The 25462-nt window shown below is 45.6% G+C and carries 27 protein-coding genes; 25 read left to right on the top strand and 2 right to left on the bottom strand.

Features of this window, described 5'->3' with window-relative positions; translation table 11 throughout:
- Nucleotides 1–6 precede the first annotated feature (6 nt).
- A complete protein-coding gene (yihA, locus tag G5B60_RS06520; RefSeq protein WP_164683293.1) occupies nucleotides 7–603 on the top strand; it encodes a ribosome biogenesis GTP-binding protein YihA/YsxC in 597 nt (198 codons plus the stop codon).
- Nucleotides 604–661: 58 nt separating this feature from the next.
- On the top strand, nucleotides 662–1612 hold the full coding sequence (gene mmuM / locus G5B60_RS06515) for a homocysteine S-methyltransferase (RefSeq protein ID WP_164683292.1): 951 nt from the start codon (nucleotides 662–664) through the stop codon (nucleotides 1610–1612).
- Between the two features lie 24 nt (nucleotides 1613–1636).
- On the opposite strand, the gene G5B60_RS06510 is transcribed toward mmuM, so the two are convergent.
- Nucleotides 1637–2323: a YoaK family protein gene (locus G5B60_RS06510; RefSeq protein ID WP_164683291.1), complete on the bottom strand. Its 687-nt coding sequence runs from the start codon at nucleotides 2321–2323 to the stop codon at nucleotides 1637–1639.
- 402 nt (nucleotides 2324–2725) lie between these two features.
- On the opposite strand from G5B60_RS06510, the gene trpE reads away from it, so the two are divergent.
- The 15 genes from trpE (at nucleotide 2726) to folK (ending at nucleotide 16080) form a co-directional block, all read left to right on the top strand.
- Nucleotides 2726–4084 (top strand): anthranilate synthase component I, encoded by a 1359-nt coding sequence (gene trpE / locus G5B60_RS06505; protein ID WP_164683290.1) that lies wholly within the window; start codon nucleotides 2726–2728, stop codon nucleotides 4082–4084.
- Complete coding sequence (locus G5B60_RS06500; RefSeq protein ID WP_164683289.1) at nucleotides 4081–4656, top strand: aminodeoxychorismate/anthranilate synthase component II; 576 nt, start codon at nucleotides 4081–4083, stop codon at nucleotides 4654–4656. Before trpE ends, G5B60_RS06500 begins: the two co-directional genes overlap by 4 nt.
- Nucleotides 4657–4681: 25 nt before the next feature.
- Nucleotides 4682–5686: an anthranilate phosphoribosyltransferase gene (gene trpD, locus G5B60_RS06495; RefSeq protein WP_164683288.1), complete on the top strand. Its 1005-nt coding sequence runs from the start codon at nucleotides 4682–4684 to the stop codon at nucleotides 5684–5686.
- Complete coding sequence (gene trpC, locus G5B60_RS06490) at nucleotides 5683–6453, top strand: indole-3-glycerol phosphate synthase TrpC (RefSeq protein ID WP_164683287.1); 771 nt, start codon at nucleotides 5683–5685, stop codon at nucleotides 6451–6453. The genes trpD and trpC overlap by 4 nt, the downstream gene beginning before the upstream one ends.
- Nucleotides 6440–7024: a phosphoribosylanthranilate isomerase gene (locus tag G5B60_RS06485; protein WP_164683286.1), complete on the top strand. Its 585-nt coding sequence runs from the start codon at nucleotides 6440–6442 to the stop codon at nucleotides 7022–7024. The genes trpC and G5B60_RS06485 overlap by 14 nt, the downstream gene beginning before the upstream one ends.
- Nucleotides 7014–8222 (top strand): tryptophan synthase subunit beta, encoded by a 1209-nt coding sequence (trpB, locus tag G5B60_RS06480; RefSeq protein ID WP_164683285.1) that lies wholly within the window; start codon nucleotides 7014–7016, stop codon nucleotides 8220–8222. Before G5B60_RS06485 ends, trpB begins: the two co-directional genes overlap by 11 nt.
- Nucleotide 8223: 1 nt before the next feature.
- The gene (gene trpA / locus G5B60_RS06475) at nucleotides 8224–8997 is read left to right on the top strand and encodes a tryptophan synthase subunit alpha (RefSeq protein ID WP_164683284.1); all 774 of its coding nucleotides are present in this window, start codon (nucleotides 8224–8226) and stop codon (nucleotides 8995–8997) included.
- 153 nt (nucleotides 8998–9150) lie between these two features.
- Nucleotides 9151–9999 carry a GyrI-like domain-containing protein gene (locus G5B60_RS06470; RefSeq protein ID WP_241154556.1) on the top strand — a complete coding sequence of 283 codons (849 nt, stop codon included), beginning with the start codon at nucleotides 9151–9153 and terminating at the stop codon, nucleotides 9997–9999.
- Between the two features lie 183 nt (nucleotides 10000–10182).
- Nucleotides 10183–10869, top strand: a complete 687-nt coding sequence (locus G5B60_RS06465) for a YjjG family noncanonical pyrimidine nucleotidase (RefSeq protein WP_164683282.1) — start codon at nucleotides 10183–10185, stop codon at nucleotides 10867–10869.
- A gap of 103 nt (nucleotides 10870–10972) precedes the next feature.
- Nucleotides 10973–12259, top strand: a complete 1287-nt coding sequence (locus tag G5B60_RS06460; protein ID WP_164683281.1) for a homoserine dehydrogenase — start codon at nucleotides 10973–10975, stop codon at nucleotides 12257–12259.
- 2 nt (nucleotides 12260–12261) lie between these two features.
- On the top strand, nucleotides 12262–13125 hold the full coding sequence (thrB, locus tag G5B60_RS06455; RefSeq protein WP_164683280.1) for a homoserine kinase: 864 nt from the start codon (nucleotides 12262–12264) through the stop codon (nucleotides 13123–13125).
- A gap of 51 nt (nucleotides 13126–13176) precedes the next feature.
- Nucleotides 13177–14424 carry a bifunctional folylpolyglutamate synthase/dihydrofolate synthase gene (locus G5B60_RS06450; RefSeq protein ID WP_164683279.1) on the top strand — a complete coding sequence of 416 codons (1248 nt, stop codon included), beginning with the start codon at nucleotides 13177–13179 and terminating at the stop codon, nucleotides 14422–14424.
- The gene (folP, locus tag G5B60_RS06445) at nucleotides 14421–15227 is read left to right on the top strand and encodes a dihydropteroate synthase (RefSeq protein ID WP_164683278.1); all 807 of its coding nucleotides are present in this window, start codon (nucleotides 14421–14423) and stop codon (nucleotides 15225–15227) included. The genes G5B60_RS06450 and folP overlap by 4 nt, the downstream gene beginning before the upstream one ends.
- Nucleotides 15228–15593, top strand: a complete 366-nt coding sequence (gene folB / locus G5B60_RS06440) for a dihydroneopterin aldolase (protein ID WP_164683277.1) — start codon at nucleotides 15228–15230, stop codon at nucleotides 15591–15593.
- Nucleotides 15586–16080: a 2-amino-4-hydroxy-6-hydroxymethyldihydropteridine diphosphokinase gene (gene folK / locus G5B60_RS06435; RefSeq protein ID WP_164683276.1), complete on the top strand. Its 495-nt coding sequence runs from the start codon at nucleotides 15586–15588 to the stop codon at nucleotides 16078–16080. The genes folB and folK overlap by 8 nt, the downstream gene beginning before the upstream one ends.
- Nucleotides 16081–16344: 264 nt before the next feature.
- Here the strand turns inward: folK and G5B60_RS06430 are convergent, their stop codons facing one another.
- The gene (locus G5B60_RS06430; RefSeq protein ID WP_164683275.1) at nucleotides 16345–17430 is read right to left on the bottom strand and encodes a DEAD/DEAH box helicase; all 1086 of its coding nucleotides are present in this window, start codon (nucleotides 17428–17430) and stop codon (nucleotides 16345–16347) included.
- A 162-nt stretch (nucleotides 17431–17592) separates the two neighbouring features.
- On the opposite strand from G5B60_RS06430, the gene udk reads away from it, so the two are divergent.
- From udk to G5B60_RS06390, 8 genes are all read left to right on the top strand, one after another.
- Nucleotides 17593–18228, top strand: a complete 636-nt coding sequence (gene udk / locus G5B60_RS06425; protein WP_164683274.1) for a uridine kinase — start codon at nucleotides 17593–17595, stop codon at nucleotides 18226–18228.
- Between the two features lie 272 nt (nucleotides 18229–18500).
- Nucleotides 18501–20054: a 2-isopropylmalate synthase gene (locus G5B60_RS06420; RefSeq protein ID WP_164683273.1), complete on the top strand. Its 1554-nt coding sequence runs from the start codon at nucleotides 18501–18503 to the stop codon at nucleotides 20052–20054.
- Between the two features lie 9 nt (nucleotides 20055–20063).
- Complete coding sequence (gene leuB, locus G5B60_RS06415) at nucleotides 20064–21101, top strand: 3-isopropylmalate dehydrogenase (RefSeq protein ID WP_164683272.1); 1038 nt, start codon at nucleotides 20064–20066, stop codon at nucleotides 21099–21101.
- Nucleotides 21098–21385 (top strand): DUF1294 domain-containing protein, encoded by a 288-nt coding sequence (locus G5B60_RS06410; RefSeq protein WP_164683271.1) that lies wholly within the window; start codon nucleotides 21098–21100, stop codon nucleotides 21383–21385. The genes leuB and G5B60_RS06410 overlap by 4 nt, the downstream gene beginning before the upstream one ends.
- A complete protein-coding gene (leuC, locus tag G5B60_RS06405) occupies nucleotides 21363–22745 on the top strand; it encodes a 3-isopropylmalate dehydratase large subunit (RefSeq protein WP_164683270.1) in 1383 nt (460 codons plus the stop codon). The genes G5B60_RS06410 and leuC overlap by 23 nt, the downstream gene beginning before the upstream one ends.
- Before the next feature lie 11 nt (nucleotides 22746–22756).
- On the top strand, nucleotides 22757–23359 hold the full coding sequence (gene leuD, locus G5B60_RS06400) for a 3-isopropylmalate dehydratase small subunit (RefSeq protein WP_164683269.1): 603 nt from the start codon (nucleotides 22757–22759) through the stop codon (nucleotides 23357–23359).
- A gap of 132 nt (nucleotides 23360–23491) precedes the next feature.
- Nucleotides 23492–24277: an L-threonylcarbamoyladenylate synthase gene (locus G5B60_RS06395; protein WP_164683268.1), complete on the top strand. Its 786-nt coding sequence runs from the start codon at nucleotides 23492–23494 to the stop codon at nucleotides 24275–24277.
- Nucleotides 24278–24384: 107 nt separating this feature from the next.
- Nucleotides 24385–25431, top strand: coding sequence for a zinc-dependent alcohol dehydrogenase family protein (locus tag G5B60_RS06390; RefSeq protein WP_164683267.1), 1047 nt, complete (start codon nucleotides 24385–24387; stop codon nucleotides 25429–25431).
- Nucleotides 25432–25462: the final 31 nt, after the last annotated feature.

Genomic DNA, 25462 nt, shown 5'->3' with positions numbered 1-25462 from the left:
GGCGCTATGGCTGAGGAATATTTAAATACGCACAATGCTTCCATTTTGCTAAGTGCTGCCAATCAGTCGCACTATCCAAAGGATGACCTCCCAGAAGTGGCGCTTGCAGGACGCTCAAACGTTGGCAAATCTAGCTTTATCAATACACTCCTAGGACGTAAAAATCTCGCTCGCACCTCTAGCAAACCAGGTAAAACGCAGCTGCTTAATTTCTACAACATTGATGACAAGTTGCGTTTTGTCGATGTGCCAGGTTATGGCTACGCCAAGGTTTCAAAAAAAGAGCGTGCTAAGTGGGGCAAGATGATTGAAGAATATCTAGTCACTCGTGACAATCTGCGTGTGGTCGTCAGTCTCGTAGATTTTCGTCATGAGCCAAGCAGTGATGACGTTCAGATGTATGAGTTTTTGAAGTACTATGATATTCCTGTCATTGTCGTTGCGACCAAGGCTGACAAGGTACCACGCGGCAAGTGGAACAAGCAAGAAAGTCTCATCAAAAAAAGTCTAGACTTTGATAACAGCGATGCCTTTCTCGTCTTTTCATCTGTTGAGCGTATTGGTATTGATGAAGCTTGGGACACGATTTTGGAGCATTTATAACAGAGGCTGCTTTGTCAGCCTTTTTGTTATAGTTTTTATAGACTAAAAAAGGAGCATTATGAGACAATTTAAAGACTTACTAGCTAGTCAAGATTATGTTATTTTAGATGGTGCCTTGGGAACGGAGCTGGAAAAGCGTGGTTATGACGTTTCAGGAAAACTCTGGTCCGCCAAGTATTTATTGGAACAACCCAGTGTCATCAGAGATTTACACACGGTCTACTTAGAGGCAGGCGCTGACATCATCACAACTTCTAGCTACCAAGCCACAACAAAAGGACTAGAAGCTATTGGTTTATCGGAAGAAGAAGCCCTAGAAGTTATTTCCTTGAGCGTGCTGCTTGCAAAGGAAGCACGAGAAGTTTTTTGGAGCGGTTTATCAGATGAAGAAAGGCAAAAACGCCCCTATCCCTTGATTGCTGGGGACGTCGGACCTTATGCAGCTTACCTAGCGGACGGCTCGGAGTACATTGGCAATTATCAGCTCACAAAAGAAGAATATCAAGACTTTCACCGCCCACGTATCAAAGCTTTGCTAGAAGCTGGTAGTAATCTTTTAGCCGTCGAGACCATCCCAAACTTTCTTGAAGCGAGTGCTCTTATCGACTTGCTTGCGACAGAGTTTCCTAATGTGGAAAGCTATATGTCCTTTACGGCGCAGGACAGTCAGCATATCTCTGATGGGACGCCGATTGAGAAGGTGGCACAGCTGTGTGACAGTAGTGAGCAGGTGCTGGCTTTTGGTATCAACTGTAGCAGTCCTAGCCTTATTTCTCCTTTGCTTAAGCGCATAGGAAGCCTTTCGCAAAAGCCTCTAGTAACCTATCCCAATTCTGGTGAGATTTATGACGGTAGCAGTCAGACCTGGACATCCATACCAGACAATGCCCACACGCTGCTTGAAAACAGCAGAGCGTGGCACAAGCTGGGAGCAAAAGTGGTCGGTGGTTGCTGCAGAACGAGCCCCGAGGACATTTTTTGCCTAGCAAAGGCTTTGAAAAAACATTAAAAAGGTTGGGATTTCCCCAACCTTTTAGACGTTGCTGTATTTGAGTTTGTAGCGGATGACAATGGCGGTGTAGTGGTAGCAGACAGTCGCTAGGCTAAGGGTGACCAGCCACAAGGTCTTTTCATGCAGGATATTGTCTAGAAAAGCGACACTGACAGCTCCCAGCACAAAGCTTGAGACGACAAAACTGTAATTGGTTGCTTGCCGTCTAAGTTCTGGCGATTTGTCGTGGGTTGTTAGATATTGGTACCAGCTGGTCAGCATTTTGCGGTAATTACCAGAGGTCATCAAAATAGTGTAGGCGTGCGACTCAATCTGGCTTCCTGTAAAGGTCAGTGTCAGCATGCCAGTCGCTGTCGCAAGCAGTATCACCCAAAGTGCGGCAACTTTTGGAAAAAAGGGCAAAATAGCAGAGCTAACCAGCAAGGGCAGAATGCAGTAAGTCCGCCAGTAAGCGGTCTGGGCTCTTTTTTTGATAGCCGTCGCCAAAAGAAAACCAATGGAGAAAAAGAGGATGGAGAGTAAGCGTATGATACTTTTAGAGAGAGGGCTATCATCCCAATCTGCAACAAGCAGCAAGATATTTCCCGTCTGGGTTGCTACCAGAGAGTCAAACTGCATGTGGCAGTAGACATCCAAAGCGCCACCCATAAATCCAAGTAAAATAGCATTCAAACGATTGTGCTGAGGCATGTATTTGAGATTCAGCATAAGTTCCTCCTTTAACATTCCATATTGTACCACTTTTTGACAAATGACACAGATAAAAAGGTAAATGATTATTTTTAGAAAATTTGCAAAAATCTCTTGACAAGTTTAAAATGCTTTTTGTATAATGTTAACAATCAGAAAAGTAAGTTAGAGTTGCTTTCAGGGAGTCTGCGGTTACTGCAAGCAGATAGCAGCTTTAGGTGAACATTGGGCTGATGTAGAAATGAATTTGAAACCATAACAATTCGGTGGGCACTCCTTATCGTGCAACTCGTTGTTTGACGAGTATGAGACAGGTATTTTTGTGTACCTAAGATTGAGGTGGCACCGTGTTAGCAATAACGCCCTCGTACAGAGTTTTTCTGTGCGAGGTTTTTTCGTTTTTTTGAGAGGGAGGACAAGATGGAAAAGATTTTGGCAGCAGATAGCTTGACACCGATTTTGGCTTATAAGCGTCTAAAAGGCGAGCACAAGGTGATTTTAGAGAGTATTCCTCGTGAAAAGGAAAATGCCAGATACTCTATCATCGCTTATAATCCTGTCTATGAGATTACCTATCAAGATGGCGTCCTTAAACAAAATGGGCAGGTCGTAAAGCAAGATCCGCTGGATTACTTAAATGCACTTGTCGTGACAAATAAAGAAGCGGATGCTATTCCTTTTGCAGGCGGGGCGCTAGGCTATGTGGGCTATGACATGCTGCACCTCTATGAGCCGCTGGGTACCATTCCAAAGGATACCGTGGGCACACCAGATATGCACTTTTTTGTCTATGAGTCCTATCTCATTTTTGACCATAAAAAAGAAATTGTGCGTGTGGTTGAGGACAACACTTATAGTAAGCGTAGTGTAGAAGCAGAGCAGCAAGTGCTTGATGCGGTGCTAGCGCAACTAGAAACCATGAGTGCTGATGAGCTGGCACCAAAGGCAATCGCCCCTTTGCAGTTTAGCAGTCATCTGGAAAAAGAGACCTTTGAGCGCATGGTCAATCAAGCCAAGCAGCTCATTCGTCAAGGGGATATGTTCCAGTGTGTACTCAGTCAGCGCTTTTCAGCTGACATAGAGGGCAATCCGCTGGATTATTACCGCAATCTGCGTGTGGTCAATCCGTCTAACTACCTTTATTTCTTTGATTTTGGTGATTATCAGGTGATTGGTGCCAGTCCAGAGAGCCTAGTGTCTGTCAAGGGCAAGACCGTTGTCACCAATCCAATCGCAGGCACACGCCCAAGAGGAAAAACAGAAGAAGAGGACGCAAGACTGGCTAGAGAGTTGCTAGCGGATGTCAAGGAAACCGCAGAGCACCGTATGCTGGTTGACCTAGGGCGCAATGACATTGGACGTATCGCTAAGACAGACACTGTGCAGGTCAGCAAGTACATGGAAGTGGAGTATTTCCGCTATGTCATGCACTTAACGAGCGTTGTGAAGGGCGAGTTGCGTGACGATATGTCTGCCATGGACGCCCTCAAGGCGACCTTGCCAGCAGGTACCGTCTCAGGTGCGCCAAAACTGCGTGCCATGCAGCGTATCTATGAGCTTGAGCAGGAAAAGCGTGGCATTTATGCTGGTGCTATCGGTTATCTGTCGGCTACGGGTGATATGGATTTTGCCATTGCCATTCGGACTATGATTTTGAAAAATGGCAGAGCTTATGTGCAGGCGGGAGCAGGCATTGTCTACGATAGTGTCGCCGAAAACGAGTACCACGAAACCCTCAATAAAGCCAAAGCGATGACAAAGATTGGAGACTTAGAATGATTTTATTAGTGGATAATTACGACTCCTTTACCTTTAACCTCATGCAATACCTCAGCCGTTTTGATGAGGTGCATGTGCTTAGAAATGACGATGAGCGTCTCTATGATGTTGCCAAAAAGGCAGACGGTATCGTCTTATCACCTGGTCCAGGCTGGCCTAGTGACGCTGGTCAGATGGAGGATTTAATCAAGGATTTTGCTGGTCAAAAGCCGATTTTGGGGATTTGTCTGGGACATCAGGCGATTGCGGAGAGTTTTGGTGGTAAACTTGACCTTGCAAAACAGGTCATGCACGGTAAGCAAAGTCAGATGGCGATTGAAAAGCTATCTCCTATCTTTACAGATGTCACAAAAGAAACACCTGTCATGCGTTACCATTCCATTGTCGTCTCGCAATTACCAGAAGGGTTTGAGGTGACGGCTAAAACGACAGATGACCACGAAATCATGGCCATTCAAAATCAAGACTTGCAGATTTATGGTTTGCAGTACCATCCTGAGTCTATTGGGACAGATGAGGGAATGAAGATGGTGGAAAACTTTGTAACTCTTGTAAAGGAGAGTATGGGCTAAGTTTTTTGAAAGGGAGGATGAGAGGATGAAGGAAATATTTGCAAAGTTGGTGGCAAAAGAGGATTTGAGCGCTGAGGAGATGACAGCCGTTGCTGAAAAGCTTTTTTCAGGTCAATTGTCAGACGCTGAGACGGCAGCGTTCTTGCTGGGCTTGACCGCCAAAGGAGAGAGTTTTGATGAGATTGCTAGTCTCATTAAGGTCATTCGCAGCCATGCTAAGAAAGTGCCAGGCAACTTTCGTGACCTGATGGACAATTGTGGGACTGGAGGCGACCGTTCGTTTAGTTTTAATATCTCAACGACGACAAGTTTTTTACTGGCAGCAGGAGGGATTAAGCTTGCTAAACATGGCAATCGCTCCATTTCTTCAAAGTCTGGCTCAGCCGATGTGCTTGAAGAGTTGGGCATTAAGCTGGATGCTAGTCCAGAAGTGATTGAAAGGGCGCTTGATGAGGCTGGCTTAGCTTTTCTATTTGCCCAGTCTATGCACCCAGTCATGCGCTATGTGGGACCAGCTAGACAAACGCTAGGTATTCCTACGATTATGAATATCATAGGACCGCTCAACCACCCCATGGACTTGGATTATCAGCTCATGGGCTTGTATCGGGAAGATTTGCAGGAGACCTGTGCCAAGCTTCTTGATTACCTTGGGCGCAAGCGTGCGGTTATTATCACAGGTCCGGACAATATGGATGAGGCTGCGCTCTACGGTATCAATCACTACACGCTGCTAGACCACGGCACGATTACCAAGGGGCAATTTAGCTATGCGGACTTGGGCATGGACGAGGTGCCTCTTGAGGCGATAAAAGGTGGAGATGCTAAGGAAAATGCGGCTATTCTCCTCAGTGTCCTCAGAAATGAGCCTAGTCCATTTCGAGAAACGACTATTGTCAATGCAGCGCTCGGCTTTTTTGCAGCGGGTAAGGTAGAAACATTAAAAGATGGTGTTGTACTGGCTCGCGAGGTACTTGCTTCAGGTAAAGCGCTAGCTGTTTTAGACAAACTCAAGGAGGTGCAGGTATGAGCGACGGGAAGTTTTTAGAGCGTATCCTATCGGTTAAAGAGCAGGAAAATGCAAAGCTAGAAGTCGAGGACATCAAGCCACTGCGCAAGACCTATTCCTTTTACGACTACGTCAAGGCGCACAATGATAGGGTACATGTCATCGCTGAGGTCAAAAAAGCCAGCCCTAGCCTAGGCGCTATCAATATGGACGTTGATTTGTTGGAGCAGGCGAGAAGCTATGAGGCAGCTGGTGCCAGCATGATTTCTGTCTTGACAGACGAGCCCTTTTTCAAGGGGCACATAGATTATCTGCGTGAAATTTCAGACGAGGTGGCTATTCCGACACTGAACAAGGACTTTATCATTGATGAAAAGCAGATTATCAGAGGTCGCAATGCTGGTGCGACGGTGATTTTGCTGATTGTCGCAGCACTAAGCAAAAAGCGTCTGCAAGAACTCTTTGATTTTGCGACGTCTTTGGGGCTAGAGGTCTTGGTTGAGACGCACAATCTAGCTGAGCTTGAGATTGCTCACCAGATTGGTGCTAAGATTATCGGGGTGAATAACCGTGATTTGACCACCTTTAAGACGGATTTGCAAACCAGCGTAGACCTGATTCCTTACCTCAAGAGTGAGCCAGTCTATATCTCAGAGTCTGCTATCGTCACAGCGGACGACGTCAAGCGCCTAGTGCCAGCTTATGACGGTATCCTCTGCGGGACGACCCTCATGCAGTCTGAGAATGTTACGACTAAATTAAAGGAGCTTGCTATTGACAAAGGTTAAGATATGTGGGCTAAAGACACCAGACGCAGTGCAGGCAGCGGTTGAAGCTGGCGCTGACTATATCGGCTTTGTCTTTGCGGACAGCAGGAGAAAGGTCAGCCCAAAAGAAGCAAACACTTTAGCGCAGCTGATACCAGACACCGTTCAGAAAGTTGGCGTCTTTGTCAGCCCTAGCCTAGAAGAACTGCAGGAAGTGTTAAGAGAGGTGGAGCTCGACCTCATTCAGATACACGGCGACTACGACGAGGCTTGTAGAAGCTTGGGGCTGCCTATCATTCGTGCACTAGCTGTTGGAGGGGACAATCAGCCATCTAGCGAGCTAGCGGATTATTATCTCTTTGACGCACCGACTGCAGGCAGCGGAGTGAGGTTTGATTGGGAGGCGTTTGACGCACAAAACGTTATTAAACCTTACTTTATAGCAGGGGGCTTGACCCCAGAAAATGTCACAGACTGTATCGCCCACTTTCATCCTTATGCTGTGGATGTGTCCTCAGGGGTGGAGACAGATGGCAAGAAGGACGTGGACAAGATAAAAGCATTTATAAAAGGAGTAAAACATGGCTTATAAACAACCAGATGAAAAGGGATTTTTTGGTGATTTTGGAGGGCGTTTTGTCCCAGAAACACTGATGACAGCAGTTTTAGAGTTGGACGAGGCTTATAAAGAAGCAAAAGCTGACCCAGCTTTCCAAGAGGAGCTTAACCAGCTCTTGACCTATTATGTGGGGCGAGAAAATCCGCTGTATTTTGCTAAGCGTTTGAGTGATTATGCGGGTGGCGCTAAAATTTATCTCAAGCGTGAAGACCTCAACCACACAGGAGCGCACAAGATTAACAATGCTCTTGGGCAAGTGCTTTTAGCCAAGCGCATGGGTAAAAACAAGATCATAGCAGAGACAGGTGCTGGTCAGCACGGGGTTGCGACAGCGACAGCAGCAGCGCTGTTTGACATGGAGTGCACCATTTACATGGGAGAAGAGGACGTCAAGCGTCAAGCGCTCAATGTCTTTCGCATGGAGTTGCTGGGCGCTAAGGTGGAAGCTGTCACAGACGGTTCACGTGTGCTCAAAGACGCTGTTAACGCTGCTCTTCGTGCTTGGGTGGCAAATGTAGAGGACACGCACTATATCATGGGGTCTGTCCTTGGTCCAGCGCCATTTCCAGAGATTGTGCGTGATTTTCAGTCGGTCATCGGTCGTGAAGCTAAGGAGCAATTTAAAGACTTGACTGGGCAAGATTTGCCTGACGCTCTTGTCGCCTGTGTTGGTGGTGGCTCAAATGCCATGGGGCTTTTCTATCCATTTGTCGATGACACGTCTGTTGCCATGTACGGTGTTGAGGCGGCAGGTCTTGGCTTAGACACAGAAGAGCATGCGGCGACCATGACAAAAGGCAGAGCGGGTGTTCTTCACGGCTCACTCATGGATCTTTTGCAAGACGCCGAAGGGCAAATCCTAGAAGCCTTTTCGATTTCAGCGGGATTGGACTATCCTGGTGTCGGTCCAGAGCATTCGCATTTTAATGCTATCGGTCGAGCTCACTATGTGCCAATCACAGATGAGGAGGCGCTTGAGGGCTTCAAGTTGCTGTCACGTCTTGAGGGTATTATCCCTGCCTTGGAATCCAGCCATGCGATTGCCTATGTGGTCAAGCTAGCCAAGGAACTCGGCAAGGACAAGTCTATTATCGTCTGCCTGTCAGGACGAGGTGATAAGGACGTTATGCAGGTCAAAGAGCGTTTTGAGAAGGAACAAAAAGGAGTCTAGGATGGAAAAAACACTAACACGCCTCTTGCAGGCAAAAAAAGCAGCAGGTAGTAGCATTTTTATCCCTTATATCATGGCGGGTGACCATGATAAGGGCGTTGATGGGCTGGCTGAGACCATTACTTTTCTAGCGGACTTGGGAGTGTCTGCCATTGAGATTGGTATTCCCTTTTCAGACCCTGTGGCAGATGGTCCTGTTATCGAGCTGGCTGGCAATCGCAGTCTGAAAAACGGTACAACGCCCCACACGATTGTAAAGGCGCTAAAAAGCATTGTGACAGAAACGCCTCTGATTATCATGACGTATTTTAATCCGATTTTCCAGTACGGTTTGGAGCAGTTTATCACTGACTTGGCGGACACGCCTGTCAAGGGACTCATCATTCCAGACTTGCCACATGAGCAGGCTTACTTTATCAAGCCATTGCTTGAAGAAACGGACATTGCTCTCGTGCCACTGGTCAGTCTCACCACAGGGATTGAGCGCCAAAAGGTGCTGGTCGAAGACGCCGAGGGCTTCATCTACGCCGTTGCTATTAATGGGGTGACTGGTAAGGCAAGCAGCTACCGCAAGGACTTAGACGAGCACCTCTCACGCCTAAGAGACCTAGCACCTATCCCTGTTTTGACAGGATTTGGCATTTCGACACATGAGGATGTCGAGCGCTTCAATCACGTCTCAGACGGCGTCATCGTCGGCTCCAAAATCGTCCAAGCTCTAGCTGACAAAAAAGACACAGAAATTGCAGACTTTATACGAGAAAGTTTGGGGTGAAGATATTGATTTGACTGCAGAAAAAATTATGGTGAGATAAATAGTGAAGTTTATTTTTGGACTTTAATTTTTACTTCTAACTTATCTGAAATAAAGAAGGTTAATAAAACAGGATTATTAAAATAATTTGTAAAAGAGGGAGTATTGATTTTTATGAAAATAAGTATTGCCGAAAAAACTGAAATTAAACTGTATGGTATAGAGAATCAAGCATCAAAAACTAGTGATTTTACTGCTTTTTGGGAAAACTATTATCAATACGTTTCACCGGATTATAGAACACCAATTGGATTTGTTACGACTCCAGATGAACAAGGATTTTTTAGATATTATACTTGTCTCAATCATGTTCCTAAAAAATCTGATATATTTAGTGAAGTAATACTTCCAAAAGGAAATTATGCTATTTTTGAATTGACTGGATCTGTCGAAAAGACAATTCCTAGAGCATGGAAGTTTGCTAAAGAAAATTTTGTAATTAGGAATAGCCCAAGTATTGAAGTTTATAGTGCTGGCGATAGACTTAATAAGAAATATCGCATGAAGCTCTGGATTCCTATTACAGACGTGTTACCGAACTTTAAGAAAAATACTAGTCTAATTGGTAATTTGAAGAGAAAAGTTTCAGATTCAGTTGAAAATGTTGTTGAATTTTCAAAGACTGATACTGGAAAAAAGGTATTTGTTGTTGGAGGGACAGTTTTTGTTGCGGGTGTAACATGGCTATTAGTAAGCTTAGCTAATACTAATTCTAACAATGACGAATTTGATAGTGATGATGATTCTGATATTCAAAATGATGAGAATTTTGATACTGAAAATTATTCGGTTTCCGAGGTATTAGATAATGAAGAAGCTTATCTAGGAGGAACACACGACTATCCTGATGAAAGAAAATCTCCTATTGTTCATATAGCTACTCGTGGTGAAACTAAATATCTCCGAGGCGGTTCAGATGATGAGAAACAGGCGTTCAGAGAAGAAAATAATCTAGATTTCTAATATGCGGATAGTAGATGATTAATCTTTAAGATTCTATATAAGCAATTGCAACAAGTGATAGGGGTTAGAAGTATTGAAGTTTTTAGAAAAAGAAATCGAAAGTCTTTCTTTATACTTATGATATAATATTCTCAATAACCAAAGGGAAACTTGTTTTCTCCCTTACAGAAAGGAAAATAACTTTTGTACAAATATCTTTTATTCGACCTTGACCACACTTTGCTTGATTTTGATTGTGCTGAGGATAAGGCTTTGGATGCGCTTCTTGCGCATGAGGGCTTTATGGACGTGTCGGCTTTTAAAGACTACTATATCCCTATGAATAAAGGGATGTGGCGTGATTTAGAAAAAGGAAATATTACTAAGCCTGAGCTTATCAATACCCGTTTTTCACGTGCTTTTGCGCATTTTGGAGTGGAAAAGGATGGCAAAGAGCTAGCGCAACTCTATCAACGTTTTCTAAGCCAGCAGGGGCAGACCTACGAGGGTGCACATGAGCTGTTAGCGGATTTGAAGCAGGCGGGTTATCAGATTTACGCAGCGACCAATGGCGTTACAGCTATCCAGCAGGGGCGTTTGGAGCGCTCAGGTCTTTTGCCTTATTTTGATGCCATTTTCATCTCTGAGCAGTTGGCGACAGCAAAACCGTCTCTTGATTTTTTTGAAAAAGTAAGCGAGCACATTGCTGGATTTTCAAAAGAGAAGACACTGATGATTGGGGATAGTTTGACGGCAGATATGGCTGGGGGAGCTGCCTTTGGCATTGATACCGCTTGGTATAATCCCAATCAGCTAGACAATAACAGCCCAGTGCAGCCAAGCTATACTTTGTCAGATTATGATGATTTACGTGCGCTTTTGCTAAGATAAATGCAAAAAAGTAGCCTTTGATGATTAAATTGTCGCTAAAATTTGGTATAATAGAGCTAATCACCACCTTTTTAGAAGTGTGTAAAGAAAAAAGGAGAGCCCTATGTCGATTAAAATTGGATTATTAGGATTTGGAACAGTTGCGAGCGGGATTCCGTTTTTATTGCAGGAAAATGGTCAAAAAATTGAAGAAGCCGCTAAAGATAAATTAGAAATTGCAAAAGTCTTGGTCAAAGACGACGCTGAAAAAGAGCGACTTGTCGCAGCAGGACATGCCTACAACTTTGTGACGGATGTGGATGCGATCTTAAGTGACGACGACATTCAAATCGTCGTTGAGTTGATGGGACGTATCGAGCCAGCAAAAACCTTTATCACAAAGGCACTGGAAGCTGGTAAGCACGTGGTGTCAGCTAATAAAGACTTGATTGCCACACACGGCAAAGAGCTCATTGCTCTCGCTCAAGAAAAAGGACTTGCTTTTTACTATGAAGCAGCTGTTGCGGGCGGTATTCCTATCTTGCGGACATTAGCCAACTCCCTCACTTCTGACAAGGTGACCCGTATTTTAGGTGTCTTAAATGGTACCTCTAACTTCATGATGACCAAGATGGTTGATGAAGGCTGGACTTATGACGCAGCGCTTGCTGAAGCACAACGTCTAGGTTATGCGGAAAGCGACCCAACCAACGACGTTGAAGGGATTGACGCTGCTTATAAAGCGGTTATTTTGAGTCAGTTTGGTTTTGGCATGACCATTGATTTTGAGCAGGTTGACCACCAAGGTATCTCGACCATTACGCCAGATGATGTGGCGGTTGCGCAAGAGCTAGGCTATGTCATCAAGTTGGTCGGTGATATTCGTGAGACTGCCTCTGGTATCTCTGCCGAAGTGTCGCCAACTTTCTTGCCAAAAGACCATCCACTAGCCAGCGTCAATGACGTGATGAACGCTGTCTTTGTCGAGTCTATCGGTATCGGTGAGTCTATGTACTACGGACCAGGGGCTGGGCAAAAGCCAACAGCGACATCTGTAACGGCTGATATTGTGCGCATTGCTCGCCGTTTGTCAGACGACACTGTTGGAAAACCATTTAACGAATTTAGCAGAGAAACACGCTTGGCGGACGCTAGTGACGTGAAGAGTCATTACTATTTTGCCATCACAACGCCAGATGAAAAGGGGCAACTTCTTCGCCTTGCTGAATTATTTAACGCTGAGGACATCTCATTTGAGCAAGTCTTACAGCAAAAAGCAAGTGACAACCAAGCACGTGTTGTCATCATCACGCACAGCATGAGTAAGACACAGCTAGCGCATATCACTGAGAAACTTTCAGCCATCAGCGATATGAAGCTTCTCAATACATTTAAGGTCTTAGGGGAATAAGCATGAAAATCACAGTTCCAGCAACGAGTGCGAATATTGGTCCAGGCTTTGATTCCGTTGGGGTTGCTGTCAGCAAGTACCTGACCATCACGGTTTTAGAGCCATCTAGTCAGTGGGAAGTGCAGCATGATTTGGGGGACATCCCGACAGATGAGCGTAATCTCCTCATCCAAACAGCACTCAAAGTGAAACCTGATCTTGCACCACACAAGATTGATATGGTGTCTGATATCCCACTAGCACGTGGTTTAGGGTCATCCAGTTCTGTCATTGTCGCAGGCATTGAGCTTGCTAATCAGCTAGGCGACCTTAACCTTAGCGATCAAGAAAAGCTTGACTTAGCGACGCAAATCGAAGGACACCCAGACAATGTCGCACCAGCTTTATTTGGCAATCTCGTTGTCGCAAGTTACGATGGTAAGCAGACGACAAGTGTTGTAGCACCTTTTCCAGACTGTGCTTTTGTCGCTTTCATTCCTAGCTATGAGCTCAAAACCAGCGACAGCCGTGGTGTCTTGCCGACTACCTTTGACTACAGTGAATCGGTTAAGGCAAGCAGTATCGCCAATCTCGCTGTCTCTGCTCTCTTGACAGGTGATTTGACAAAGGCAGGCAAAGCTATCGAGGCGGATTTGTTCCATGAGCGTTTTCGTCAGCAGTTAGTGGCTGAGTTTACTCCTATTAAGGAACTCGCTCACAAAAATGGCGCTTATGCGACTTATCTCTCAGGTGCAGGACCAACTGTTATGACCTTGATTGCAAAAGACAAGGCAGCGCCGTTTGTAGATCAGCTTGAAAAGCTAGGGCTTGATGGTAGCATTGAGGTCTTGAGCCTAGATACAAATGGTTTAGTAGTAACAGAATAAACAGGATAAAATGGCTAGTCAATAAGCCATTTTTCTTTAGAAGGGAAGATCATGACTTATCGAGAAGCTCTGGAGTGGATACATAGTAAGCTCACTTTTGGCATAAAGCCGGGGCTTGAGCGCATGGATTGGATGCTTGAGCAGCTGGGACATCCCGAGCGCAACTTAGCGGCTGTCCATATCGTTGGCACCAATGGCAAAGGCTCTACGACCAGCTATCTGCAGCATATTTTTAGCTTAGCTGGCTATGAGGTGGGGACTTTTACCTCGCCATACATCTTGGATTTTAGAGAGCGTATCAGTGTCAATGGCGAGATGATGGCAAAGGTGGATTTTTTGCAGGCAGTGGAGCGTATCAAGCCTGTTGTGGAGCGCATGTCACTTGAGTCTGACTTGGAGCCTGCGACAGAGTTTGAAGTGATTACGCTCTTGATGTTTGAGTATTTTGGGCATATCCATCCTGTTGACATCGCCTTTATCGAGGCAGGCATGGGTGGGCTTTACGACTCGACCAATGTCTTTAAAGCGCTGGCTGTCATTTGCCCATCAATCGGACTTGACCATCAGGCAGTACTCGGTGAGACTCACGAAGCTATCGCTCGTCAAAAAGTCGGTGTTCTAGACCAAAAGGTTCCCTTGATTTATGCCAATAGCAGAGCTGATGTTGAGCGTGTCTTTCAGGCAAAAGCAAGGGAGACCGACAGTCCGACTTATTGCTTGGGACGTGATTTTAGTATCGAGGTTGCAGGGGATAGTTTTACCTACCGCAAGCGTGCGTGTGAGATTTCAGCTATTCACTTGCAACTGCTTGGAGCTCACCAGATGGCAAATGCTAGTCTCGCCATTACTGCTAGTCTTTTGCTGGAGAAAGAGTACCCTCGTGTGACAAAAGATGTCATCAAAAAAGGACTAGAGAGCACGCATTGGGCTGGGCGGACAGAGCTAATGCGTCAAAATCTCATGATTGACGGCGCTCACAATCAAGAAAGCATAGCCGCCTTGGTTGCTGTGATGAAAGACTACACTGACAAGCCTATCAAGATTTTGGTTGCAGCTATCAATACAAAGCCAGCTGCAGCCATGCTTGAGCAGCTAGAAGAGCTAGGCGAAGTCAGTGTGACGACTTTTGATTATCCACGAGCGCTGGCTTTAGAGAATTATCCTGAAAAGTATGACAAGGTGATTTCTTGGCAGGAATGGGTGGATGAGGCAAAGAGTCCAGACGTTTTTTACCTCATCACGGGGTCTCTCTACTTTATCTCGCAAGTTAGACAGTATATCACAAAGGAGTTAGCATGAATATCGGACCTTATCACATAGACGGCAAAGCCGCTATCATGGGGATTTTAAACGTCACCCCAGATTCTTTTTCAGATGGCGGGCAATACGACAGTGTAGAAAATGCCCTCAAACAGGCAGAGCAACTCATCGCAGACGGCGCAGCCATTATTGACATCGGTGGTGAGTCGACAAGACCTGGCGCTAGCTTTGTGACTGAAGAGGAAGAAATCAAGCGTGTTGTTCCTGTCATCACAGCGATTAGAGAGGCATTTCCAGAGGTTCTCCTATCGATAGACACCTACAAGACACCTGTCGCAAAGGCAGCACTTGAAGCTGGCGCTCACATTTTAAACGATGTCTGGGCAGGGCTTTACGATGGGGAAATGCTGGCTTTAGCAGCTGAGAAAAAAGCACCGATCATCCTCATGCACAATCAAAAAGAAGAGCACTATGACGATGTGACGCAAGATGTCTGTGACTTTTTGAGCGAGCGAGTACAGGCAGCACGTGAGGCAGGTGTGCCAGAGGAAAACATTTGGATTGACCCAGGCTTTGGCTTTGCCAAAAACGAAGCGCAAAATATTGAGTTGTTAAAGGGATTGGAGCGAGTGACGTCTCTTGGTTATCCAGTGCTTTTTGGCATTTCACGTAAGCGCACGGTGAATTATCTGCTTGGTGGCAATCGTGATATGTTAGAGCGTGACCAAGGGACAGCGGCTCTGTCTGCTTGGGCACTGATGAAGGGCTGTCATATCGTGCGGGTACACAACGTCAAAGCTAATAAAGACCTTGTCAAGGTCATTGAACAGTTGGTGGATTAGATGGATAAGATATATTTAGAAAATTGCCGTTTTTACGGCTATCACGGCGCTCTTTCAGAAGAACAGGTTTTAGGTCAGATTTTTCGAGTGGACTGTGTCTTGAGTGTTGATTTGCTGTCTGCTTCACAGACGGACAATCTAGAAGATACGGTGCATTATGGGCAAGTCTTTGACTGTATCAAAGAACACGTAGAAAAGGAGCGCTATGCGCTGATTGAGCGCTTGGCGGGTGTGATTTGTGAGGATTTGCTTGCGACATTTCCAAAAATCAAGAAAGTAACTCTTAAAATCACCAAGGAAAATCCACCTATTAACGGGCACTATGATAGTGTAGGGATTGCATTGGAGCGTGAACGCCATGAGTAAAGTTTACCTCAGTCTTGGTAGCAATATGGGCGAGCGTAAAGCCTACCTAGAGCAGGCGGTGAGAGCGCTTAGCCACCTAGATAGTACAGAGCTAGTCGCCGTGTCACCTATCTATGAGACCGCCGCTTGGGGCAATACCAATCAAGACGATTTTTTAAATCTCTGCTGTCTCCTTGAGACAACGCTTTTGCCAGAAGAGTTGCTAGAGCAAACGCAGGTAATCGAGACTCAGTTAGGGCGTGTGCGCCATGAGCATTGGGGACCTCGAACCATTGACATTGACCTTTTGCTCTACGATGACCAGACGCTAAAAAGCGCTCAGCTCACCCTGCCTCACCCTTATATGTGCCAGCGTGCCTTTGTCTTGCAGCCCTTGCTGGATATTGAGCCGAAGCTTACCCTGCCAAATGGCAATAAGCTAGCAGAGTATCTGGAACAGCTAGACAGGTCTGACATTCATTACTACAGTGAATTAAACTTGTCATGAGAAACTTTAAGAAATTACGACAAGACTATAGAGAAGGTCGCTTTTCAGCTCAGGAGAGTTTTATCGAGTGGTTCTTAAAGCGAAAGCTAGGTTTTTGGGGTAAACTTTTCTTTGCTTTTTGTCTTTTCTTGTTATGGCTAATCGTTATGACACATCTTGGTATCATCATCTTTGGCTTTTATGCTGTTATCGTTTTAGCAATTGTCGTGCTGGTTTATGATTATTGGCACAGAAAAAAATGAAAAACTAGATTGGTTGTCCAATCTAGTTTTCTTTGATGTAAAATTGCTGATTTTTTAGGGAAATTTCCTGCACAGGAGCGTATTTTTTGAGCTGTTTGAGTTCTTCTTTGTTGGTGACAAACGTGATGACAGAGCCTTCTTTGTGCATGCGTCCTGTACGTCCAGCACGGTGTGTGTAGGTTTCTTTGTCTCGAGCCAGCTCTGCATTGACCACATAATCAAGCGCCTCAATATCAAGCCCACGAGCTACCAAGTCAGTCGCAAGAAGTAGGGCAATCTCATTTTGTTTAAACTTATCCAAAATCACCTTGCGGAATTTGACATTGATGTCACTGGCAAGAGACACGGCTGACGCTTGGTGAAATTGCAAACGCTCCTCACAAGCACCAAGTTCAGACAAGCTATTGAAAAAGACCAGCGCTCTAAAGTCAGGGATGTTTGAGAGCTTGCGCAAAAAGTCGGTCTTGTCGCGCTTATCAAGCATGACGTAGTAGTGCTTGATAGGTGCCGTCTCCGTATCAGACAGGTCGATACGCACCGTGTCATCTGCTAAAGCGTCCTGTGCAATTTTTTGTGTGGCTGAGATGTAAATCATCTGGTGACTACGAGGCACATAGTGGCAGATTTTGGTGACAAAGCTGTACTGAGAGTCACCGAGAAGCTCATCAAACTCGTCTAAGACGATGGTGTCAACCTTCATCATTTTGATTTTTTTGAGCTTGACCAACTCAAAAATCCGACCAGCAGTCCCAATGAGAATTTCTGGTCCTTTTTTCAAGCGCTCAATTTGGCGTTTCTGACTAGAGCCGGATAAAAAGAGCTGCGCTTGTAAGCCAAGAGGCTCTGCCCAAGTTTTGCTGACCTCAAATAACTGTCCAGCCAGCTCTGAATTTGGCGCTAGAATAAGCAATTGCTGCGCTTTTTTAGGTTGCAATTTTAGGAGCAAGGGCAGAAGATAAGCAAGAGTCTTTCCTGTGCCTGTCGGGCTGATACCAAGGACATTTTGCCCTTTAGTGATAGGCTCAAACAGCGCCTCTTGAATAGGCGTGAGTGCTGTGATATTTTTTTCCTCAAAAAGTGTGTTCCAACTATCAGGAAAACGGTTCATAGTAAATCCTCAAATTCTTTTGTTTTTACCATTATACCAAAAAAGCTAGGGAGACAGAAGTGTTCGAAAGCTTACATTTTGTCTAAGTTGCCTTTTGGGGCTTTTCAAATGTCAAATATAGTGTAAAATAGATAGGAAAGCATTTTTGAGAATGGAGTAATTATGCCTAAAAAACCAATTATTATCGGTGTTACTGGTGGTTCTGGTGGAGGAAAAACCAGTGTGTCACGAGCTATTTTGTCACATTTTCCAGATGAAAATATCGCTATGATTGAGCACGATTCTTACTACAAAGACCAAAGCCATCTGACCTTTGAAGAGCGTGTCACAACCAACTACGACCACCCGCTTGCCTTTGATACGGATCTGATGATTGAGCACTTAAACGAGCTGATTGCAGGGCGCCCAGTCGATATTCCTATCTACGACTATACGCAGCACACTCGCAGTAGCGAGACCTATCGTCAAGAACCTCAAGATGTCTTTATCGTTGAAGGGATTTTGGTGCTTGAGGATAAGCGCTTGCGTGATTTGATGGACATCAAGGTCTTTGTGGATACGGATGATGATATTCGTATCATTCGTCGTATCAAGCGTGATATGGAGGAGCGTGGGCGTAGCTTAGATAGCATTATCGAGCAGTACACAAGTGTGGTGAAGCCTATGTATCATCAGTTTATCGAGCCGACAAAGCGCTATGCCGATGTGGTCATCCCTGAGGGTGTCAGCAATGTTGTCGCTATTGACTTGATTAACACCAAGGTGGCAAGCATTTTGGCGGACGCTACTGAAGAATAAGAGTAAAAGACTTGGCACAAGCTGAGTCTTTTTTGTCTCAAAAAGTCAAAAAACTTTTCACATTATCATTGACAAAATAGTCTGAAAATTATATACTACTATCAACAAACATTCAAGGAGAAGTCAAATGCGTACAGTTTCAATCGTTTTGCTATTGAGGTGTCTGGGCTAGTGCAAAAGCATTAGTCCTGTTTGGCTTACCAAGCGGGAAAAACATCTCGCTTGGTAGTGGGATGTTTTTTAGTATATTAGAATTAGAAAAGGTGAAGCAGATGCAAACAGTTGAATTTCTTGATACCACACTTCGTGACGGTGAGCAGACACCAGGCGTTAATTTTTCCATCAAAGAAAAAGTAGCTATCGCAAAGCAGCTTGAAAAATGGGGCATTTCAGTCATTGAGGCAGGTTTTCCTGCAGCCAGTCCAGATTCATTTGAGGCGGTCAAACAAATCGCCAAAACCATGACGACAACCGCTGTGTCAGGGCTAGCCCGCTCGGTTAAATCAGACATTGACGCTTGCTATGAAGCGCTCAAAGACGCCAAATATCCTCAATGCCATGTCTTTATCGCAACCAGCCCAATCCATCGTGAGTTCAAACTCAAAAAATCAAAGGCAGAAATCCTTGACATCATCAAAGAGCAGGTCAGCTATGCTAGAAAGTATTTTGATGTGGTGGAGTTCTCGCCAGAGGACGCCACACGCACAGAGCTTGACTACCTCCTTGAGGTCTGCCAAACCGCTGTGGACGCAGGTGCGACCTATATCAACATCCCTGATACTGTTGGTTTTACAACACCGACAGAATACGGCGCTATCTTCAAACACCTCATCGAAAATGTCAAATCAGACCGCAAGATTATCTTTAGCCCACACTGTCACAATGATCTTGGTATGGCGGTAGCCAACACACTTTCTGCCATCAAAAATGGCGCTGGTCGTATCGAGGGGACAGTCAATGGTATTGGTGAGCGTGCGGGAAATGCTGCGCTGGAAGAAGTCGCTGTAGCGCTCAACATCCGAGAAGATTTCTATCAAGCTAAAAGCCCTATCAAACTCAACGAAACTGTCAATACAGCCGACTTGGTGTCTCGTTTTTCAGGGATTGCCATTCCAAAAAACAAGGCTGTGGTCGGTGGCAATGCCTTCTCACACGAGTCTGGTATCCACCAAGACGGCGTGCTGAAAAATCCACTGACATACGAAATCATCACCCCAGAGCTGGTTGGCGTCAAGAAAAACTCACTGCCACTTGGCAAGCTCTCTGGTCGTCATGCTTTCATTGAAAAGCTCAAAGAACTTGACTTGACCTTTGATGAAGCGGAAATCAAGAGTCTTTTTGCCAAGTTCAAAAAACTGGCAGATAAAAAACACGAGATTACAGACGCTGATATTATCGCCCTTGTCTCAGGTGTTGAGATTGAAAATCCAGAAGGCTTCCACTTTAGCAATCTGACCCTGACTTCAAACAGCGACGAAACCAACACAGCAGAGGTCTTTATGACCAATACAGACGGCGAAGAAGTCGCTATCCTAGCAAACGGCAAAGGCTCTGTTGAGGCAATTTACAATGCTATCGACAAGTTCTTTAACCAAACAGTGAAACTGCTCAGCTATACGATTGATGCGGTGACGGATGGGATTGATGCGCAGGCACGAGTGTCTGTTTCCATTGAAAATGTAGATACAGGCACTATTTTCAACGCTTCAGGTATTGACTTTGACGTCCTAAAAGCTGGAGCTATCGCTTACGTTAATGCCAATGCTCTTGCGCAAAAAGAAAACGCTGGCGAAATGAAGCACAAGCTTTCTGAAAAAGATTTTTAAGAGGTGCTTATGACAAAGAAAATTGTGACCCTAGCAGGCGATGGTATCGGTCCAGAAATCATGGCAGCAGGACTAGAGGTTCTAGCTGCGGTGGCGAAAAAGACAGGTTTTAGCTACGAGATTGATGATAGAGTATTTGGCGGCGCAGCCATTGACGCCGTTGGTGAACCTCTGCCAAAGGACACGCTTGAGGCAGCCAAGTCTGCGGATGCTATTTTACTAGCTGCTATCGGAAGCCCTAAGTACGACACAGCTCCAGTGCGCCCTGAGCAAGGACTGCTTGCTATTCGCAAAGAGCTCAATCTCTTTGCCAATATCCGTCCGGTGCGTATTTTCGAGGCGCTGAAGCACTTATCGCCACTCAAAGAGGAGATTATCCGAGACGTTGACTTTGTTGTCGTGCGTGAGCTGACAGGTGGTATCTACTTTGGCGAGCATCATCTTGAGGATGACAGTGCACAGGACATCAACGCCTACGCTGCTTTTGAAATCGAGCGTATCGTGCGTAAAGCTTTTGAGCTAGCCAAAGAGCGCAAGAAAAAAGTCACTAGCATTGATAAGCAAAATGTCCTTGCCACTTCAAAACTTTGGCGTAAAGTCGCTGACCAAGTCGCAAAAGACTACCCAGAAGTGACCCTAGAGCACCAGTTGGTCGATAGCGCAGCCATGCTTATGATTACAAATCCTAGCCGATTTGACGTTATCGTGACGGAAAATCTCTTTGGCGACATCTTGTCTGACGAGTCCAGTGTCCTACCAGGTACACTTGGTGTTATGCCGTCAGCCAGCCATTCTGCTAATGGACCAAGTCTTTACGAGCCTATTCACGGCTCTGCCCCAGACATTGCAGGGCAAAATATCGCTAATCCCATCAGCATGATTTTGTCTGTTGCCATGATGTTGCGTGACAGCTTTGCGCAAAAAGAAGCGGCAAGCATGATTGAAAGAGCTGTTGAGAAGACTTTGTCAGCAGGTATACTGACCGCAGACCTTGGCGGCAATGCCAAAACAAGCGAGATGACACAGGCGATTATTGATAACCTATGAGACTGTACATTTTAGTGGTGCTGGTGTGGAATAGCCTTGTCTTTTGCTGCTATGGTTATGATAAACGGCAGGCTAGAGTGAAGGGCTGGCGCTTGTCTGAAAAGAGTCTCCTTGCCATGACTTACCTTTTAGGTGGTGTGGGAGCTTATCTCGGCGCTCTTGTCTTTCATCATAAGACAAGAAAGTGGTACTTTCAGTTGAGTTGGGCGCTGGGTATTGTCATACTAGCTCTCGTTAGCTATTATCTTTGGAGGATGACAAATGAGTGGAAAATCCATTTTTGATAAATTGTGGGAACGTCATGTGATTACAGGTAGAGAAGGTGAGCCGCAGCTCATGTATGTCGACCAGCACTATATCCATGAAGTGACGAGTCCGCAGGCTTTTGACGGTCTGAGAGAAGCTGGGCGCAAAGTTCGCCGTCCAGACCTGACCTTTGGGACTTTTGACCATAATGTCCCAACTGTCAATATCTATGATATCCGTGACGTCATCTCCAAGGCGCAGATGGATGCTCTTGCTCGCAATGTCAAAGAATTTGGCATTCCGCATGCGGACCACGGCTCAGAATTGCAGGGTATTGTTCACATGGTTGGACCAGAGACAGGGCGTACTCAGCCTGGGAAATTTATCGTCTGCGGCGACAGCCACACAGCCACACACGGCGCTTTTGGTGCTATTGCCTTTGGGATTGGAACGACAGAAGTGGAGCATGTCTTTGCGACGCAAACGCTCTGGCAAGTCAAGCCAAAGAAACTCTTGGTACGCTTTGTTGGGCGTCCGCAAAAGGGTGTTTACGCTAAAGACTACATTTTGGCTTTGATTGCCAGATACGGAGTGTCTCTTGGTGTTGGTCATGTGGTGGAGTATCAAGGCGAGGCTATCTCCAACCTCACCATGGAAGAGCGCATGACCATTTGCAACATGTCCATTGAGTTTGGGGCTAAGATGGGGATTATGAATCCCGACCAGACCACCTATGATTATCTAAAGGACAAACCGCACCGTCCTAAGCGCTTTGACGAAGCGGTCGCTGATTGGAAGACGCTAGTGTCAGACGAGGATGCGACCTATGACAAGGTCATCACGCTTGATGTGTCAGAGCTAGCGCCCATGGTCACTTGGGGCACCAATCCGTCTATGGGTGTGGCTTATGGTGAAGTCTTTCCAGAGAGTCGTGACCTCAATGACGAGCGTGCCTATGCTTACATGGACTTAGAGCCAGGTCAAAAAGCCAGTGATATTGAGTTGGGTTATGTCTTTTTGGGCTCTTGTACCAATGCCAGATTGAGTGACCTTCAGGTGGCGGCTCGCTTTGTTGAGGGCAAGCATATTGCACCTAATATGACCGCCATTGTGGTGCCTGGCAGTCGTCCTGTCAAGCGTGCAGCTGAACAGCTGGGATTGGACAAGATTTTCAAGGAAGCAGGATTTGAGTGGCGTGACCCAGGCTGCTCCATGTGTCTTGGGATGAATCCTGACAAGGTGCCAACGGGAGTGCACGCTGCCTCTACCAGCAATCGCAACTTTGAGGACAGGCAGGGTGTTGGTGCACGCACGCACCTTTGTAGTCCAGCTATGGCAGCAGCGGCAGCTATTTTTGGACGCTTTGTCGATGTGAGAGAGCTAGAAGAAGCCACTTAGCAAGGAGACCTATGGAAAAATTTACCGTTTACACAGGGACGACAGTTCCCTTGATGAATGACAATATTGACACCGACCAGATTTTGCCCAAGCAATTTTTGAAGTTGATTGATAAAAAAGGCTTTGGCAAGTATCTCATGTACGAGTGGCGTTATTTGGATGACAATTACACGGAAAATCCCGATTTTATCTTCAACCAAGCGCCTTATAAGAATGCTGGCATTCTCATCACAGGGGATAATTTTGGAGCAGGCTCGTCACGTGAGCACGCTGCATGGGCGCTGGCTGACTACGGTTTTCGAGTAGTGATTGCAGGTTCTTTTGGCGACATTCACTACAATAACGAGCTCAACAACGGGCTTTTGCCTATTGTTCAGCCAAGAGAGGTGCGTGAAGAGCTGGCTAAGCTCTCGCCAGATGAAACCATCACAGTTGACCTTGAAAAGCAGTTACTTATCACACCTATTGGTGATTTCAGCTTTGAGATTGATGGTGAGTGGAAGCATAAGCTCCTAAATGGTTTAGATGATATCGGCATTACCTTGCAGTATGAGGACTTGATTACAGCCTATGAAAAGAAGCGACCAGCTTATTGGCGTGACGATGAAAAATAATTTTTGAAAATTTAGAAAAATACTTGAAAAGTCAGAATTGACATGATAAACTAAGTTTTATAAGTCATTTGTTTGTCAAAACAATGATGACAATATTAGAAATTAGAAAATAATACAGAAGAGGAAAACAAGATGACAAAACACATTCAATGGGATGGCAATCTTTCGCAGGAAGGATTTGAGATTATGCGTGGTGAGGGTGGCGTTATCGTCTGCCCGACAAAAGTTGGCTACATTATCATGACAGCGGACAGAAAAGGTTTGGAGCGTAAATTTGAAGCTAAGGAACGTAACCGCAACAAACCAGGTGTCGTACTTTGTGGTTCACTAGATGAGCTTCGTAGCCTAGCACAGCTCACTCCTGAAATTGACGCTTTTTATCAAAAACACTGGGATGAGGACATTCTCCTTGGTTGTATCCTTCCTTGGCGTAAAGACGCTTATGAAAAGCTCGTTGCCATTGGTGACGGACGTGAAGAACTCATGACAGACGTGCGAGGCACCTCATGCTTTGTCATCAAGTTTGGTAAAGCTGGTGAGCAGTTAGCTAAAGAAATGTGGGAAAAAGAAGGACGTATGGTCTATGCGTCATCAGCCAACCCATCTGGTAAAGGAAACCGTGGTAAGGTCGAGGGTATCGGTGAGCGTATCGAGTCTATGGTCGACCTTGTCATCGAAGCAGACGACTATGTAGCGTCTATCCAGCCAGATAAGACAGTTGAGACCCGCTACGAGCAAGGTGTTATGGTGTCTATGGTGGATAAGGATGGCAAGCTCATCCCTGAGCAAGGCGCAAGCAGTCGCTCAGTCACACCTTGTCCAGTCGTTATCCGCAAAGGGCTTGACATTGATAAAATCATGATGCACTTGTCAGACACCTTCAACTCTTGGGACTATCGCCAAGGTGAATACTACTAAAATCATCATACCTATTGGTTATGGTAAGCCATCACTAATAGGTATTTGTTATTTTTAAAATAAAAGCTTATAATGGGAGACAAATAAAGAACGGAAAGGGAAATACAATGAAAAAAGCTGTATTTATCAAAGAAGGGCAAGTAGCTATTCAAGACGCTCCTATGCCAGAAATCATAGAGCAAGACGATGCGGTCATCCGTGTGGTTAGAACCTGTGTTTGCGGGTCTGACTTGTGGACTTACCGAGGAGATGACGCCAAAGAAGCTGGCTCAGACAATTCAGGACATGAAATCATTGGGATTGTTGAAAAAGTCGGTGCTGCTATCAACACGGTAAAGGCAGGAGACTTTGTCATTGCGCCTTTCACGCATGGCTGTGGGCATTGTGCTGCTTGTCGTGCAGGATTTGAAGGAGGTTGTCAAAGTCATTCTGCTGCAACTAACTTCTCACACGGCTACCAGGCAGAGTATGTGCGCTACACCCATGCTGACTGGTCCTTGGTCAAAATCCCTGGTCAGCCCGACGACTATAGCGAAGGCATGTTAAAATCCTTCCTAGCACTGGCAGATGTGATGCCAACGGGCTATCACGCTGCACGTGTGGCAAATGTCAAGGCAGGTGATACGGTTGCTGTTGTCGGTGATGGTGCGGTTGGTTTGTGTGCAGTTATCGCAGCTAAATTGCGTGGCGCTAAGCGCATTATCATCATGAGCCGTCACGAAGACCGTCAACAGCTTGCTCTTGAGTTTGGGGCGACAGATGTCGTGGCTGAGCGTGGTGAAGAGGGTATCGCTAAAGTTTTGGAATTGACAAATGGTGATGGTGTGGACGCAGCGCTTGAGTGTGTAGGGACACACTTATCTACCGAGACGGCTATTGCTATTGCTCGTCCGGGTGCTGTCGTTGGACGTGTCGGTGTGCCTCACACGGGTGACATCAACATGGGCGACTACTTTATGAAAAACACTATCTTTGCAGGTGGTCCAGCCTCTGTGACGACTTATGACAAGGCAGTGCTTTTAAAGGCAGTGCTTGATGGTGACATCAACCCAGGAAAGGTCTTTACGCAAACCTACAAACTTTCTGACATTGACCAAGCCTACAAGGACATGCAAGAGCGTAAGACTATCAAAGCCATGATTACCATTGACTAGTAAAGGCAAGATGAGTTTCTCATCTTGTTTT

The sequence above is a fragment of the Streptococcus hyointestinalis genome, assembly GCF_011039275.1.
Classification (GTDB): domain Bacteria; phylum Bacillota; class Bacilli; order Lactobacillales; family Streptococcaceae; genus Streptococcus; species Streptococcus hyointestinalis_A.
This window is presented reverse-complemented; position numbering and strand designations above follow the sequence as displayed.

Coding starts and splice junctions, on each gene's coding strand:
- G5B60_RS06510 (WP_164683291.1), bottom strand. CDS start 2,323: ATGCTGAATCTCAAATACATGCCTCAGCACAATCGTTTGAATGCTATT.
- trpB (WP_164683285.1), top strand. CDS start 7,014: ATGGCTTATAAACAACCAGATGAAAAGGGATTTTTTGGTGATTTTGGA.
- trpD (WP_164683288.1), top strand. CDS start 4,682: ATGAAGGAAATATTTGCAAAGTTGGTGGCAAAAGAGGATTTGAGCGCT.
- folP (WP_164683278.1), top strand. CDS start 14,421: ATGAATATCGGACCTTATCACATAGACGGCAAAGCCGCTATCATGGGG.
- G5B60_RS06470 (WP_241154556.1), top strand. CDS start 9,151: ATGAAAATAAGTATTGCCGAAAAAACTGAAATTAAACTGTATGGTATA.
- G5B60_RS06430 (WP_164683275.1), bottom strand. CDS start 17,430: ATGAACCGTTTTCCTGATAGTTGGAACACACTTTTTGAGGAAAAAAAT.
- trpE (WP_164683290.1), top strand. CDS start 2,726: ATGGAAAAGATTTTGGCAGCAGATAGCTTGACACCGATTTTGGCTTAT.
- G5B60_RS06450 (WP_164683279.1), top strand. CDS start 13,177: ATGACTTATCGAGAAGCTCTGGAGTGGATACATAGTAAGCTCACTTTT.
- G5B60_RS06390 (WP_164683267.1), top strand. CDS start 24,385: ATGAAAAAAGCTGTATTTATCAAAGAAGGGCAAGTAGCTATTCAAGAC.
- mmuM (WP_164683292.1), top strand. CDS start 662: ATGAGACAATTTAAAGACTTACTAGCTAGTCAAGATTATGTTATTTTA.
- udk (WP_164683274.1), top strand. CDS start 17,593: ATGCCTAAAAAACCAATTATTATCGGTGTTACTGGTGGTTCTGGTGGA.
- G5B60_RS06460 (WP_164683281.1), top strand. CDS start 10,973: ATGTCGATTAAAATTGGATTATTAGGATTTGGAACAGTTGCGAGCGGG.
- yihA (WP_164683293.1), top strand. CDS start 7: ATGGCTGAGGAATATTTAAATACGCACAATGCTTCCATTTTGCTAAGT.
- G5B60_RS06395 (WP_164683268.1), top strand. CDS start 23,492: ATGACAAAACACATTCAATGGGATGGCAATCTTTCGCAGGAAGGATTT.
- folB (WP_164683277.1), top strand. CDS start 15,228: ATGGATAAGATATATTTAGAAAATTGCCGTTTTTACGGCTATCACGGC.
- leuD (WP_164683269.1), top strand. CDS start 22,757: ATGGAAAAATTTACCGTTTACACAGGGACGACAGTTCCCTTGATGAAT.
- leuC (WP_164683270.1), top strand. CDS start 21,363: ATGAGTGGAAAATCCATTTTTGATAAATTGTGGGAACGTCATGTGATT.
- trpC (WP_164683287.1), top strand. CDS start 5,683: ATGAGCGACGGGAAGTTTTTAGAGCGTATCCTATCGGTTAAAGAGCAG.
- leuB (WP_164683272.1), top strand. CDS start 20,064: ATGACAAAGAAAATTGTGACCCTAGCAGGCGATGGTATCGGTCCAGAA.
- folK (WP_164683276.1), top strand. CDS start 15,586: ATGAGTAAAGTTTACCTCAGTCTTGGTAGCAATATGGGCGAGCGTAAA.
- G5B60_RS06500 (WP_164683289.1), top strand. CDS start 4,081: ATGATTTTATTAGTGGATAATTACGACTCCTTTACCTTTAACCTCATG.
- trpA (WP_164683284.1), top strand. CDS start 8,224: ATGGAAAAAACACTAACACGCCTCTTGCAGGCAAAAAAAGCAGCAGGT.
- G5B60_RS06410 (WP_164683271.1), top strand. CDS start 21,098: ATGAGACTGTACATTTTAGTGGTGCTGGTGTGGAATAGCCTTGTCTTT.
- thrB (WP_164683280.1), top strand. CDS start 12,262: ATGAAAATCACAGTTCCAGCAACGAGTGCGAATATTGGTCCAGGCTTT.
- G5B60_RS06420 (WP_164683273.1), top strand. CDS start 18,501: ATGCAAACAGTTGAATTTCTTGATACCACACTTCGTGACGGTGAGCAG.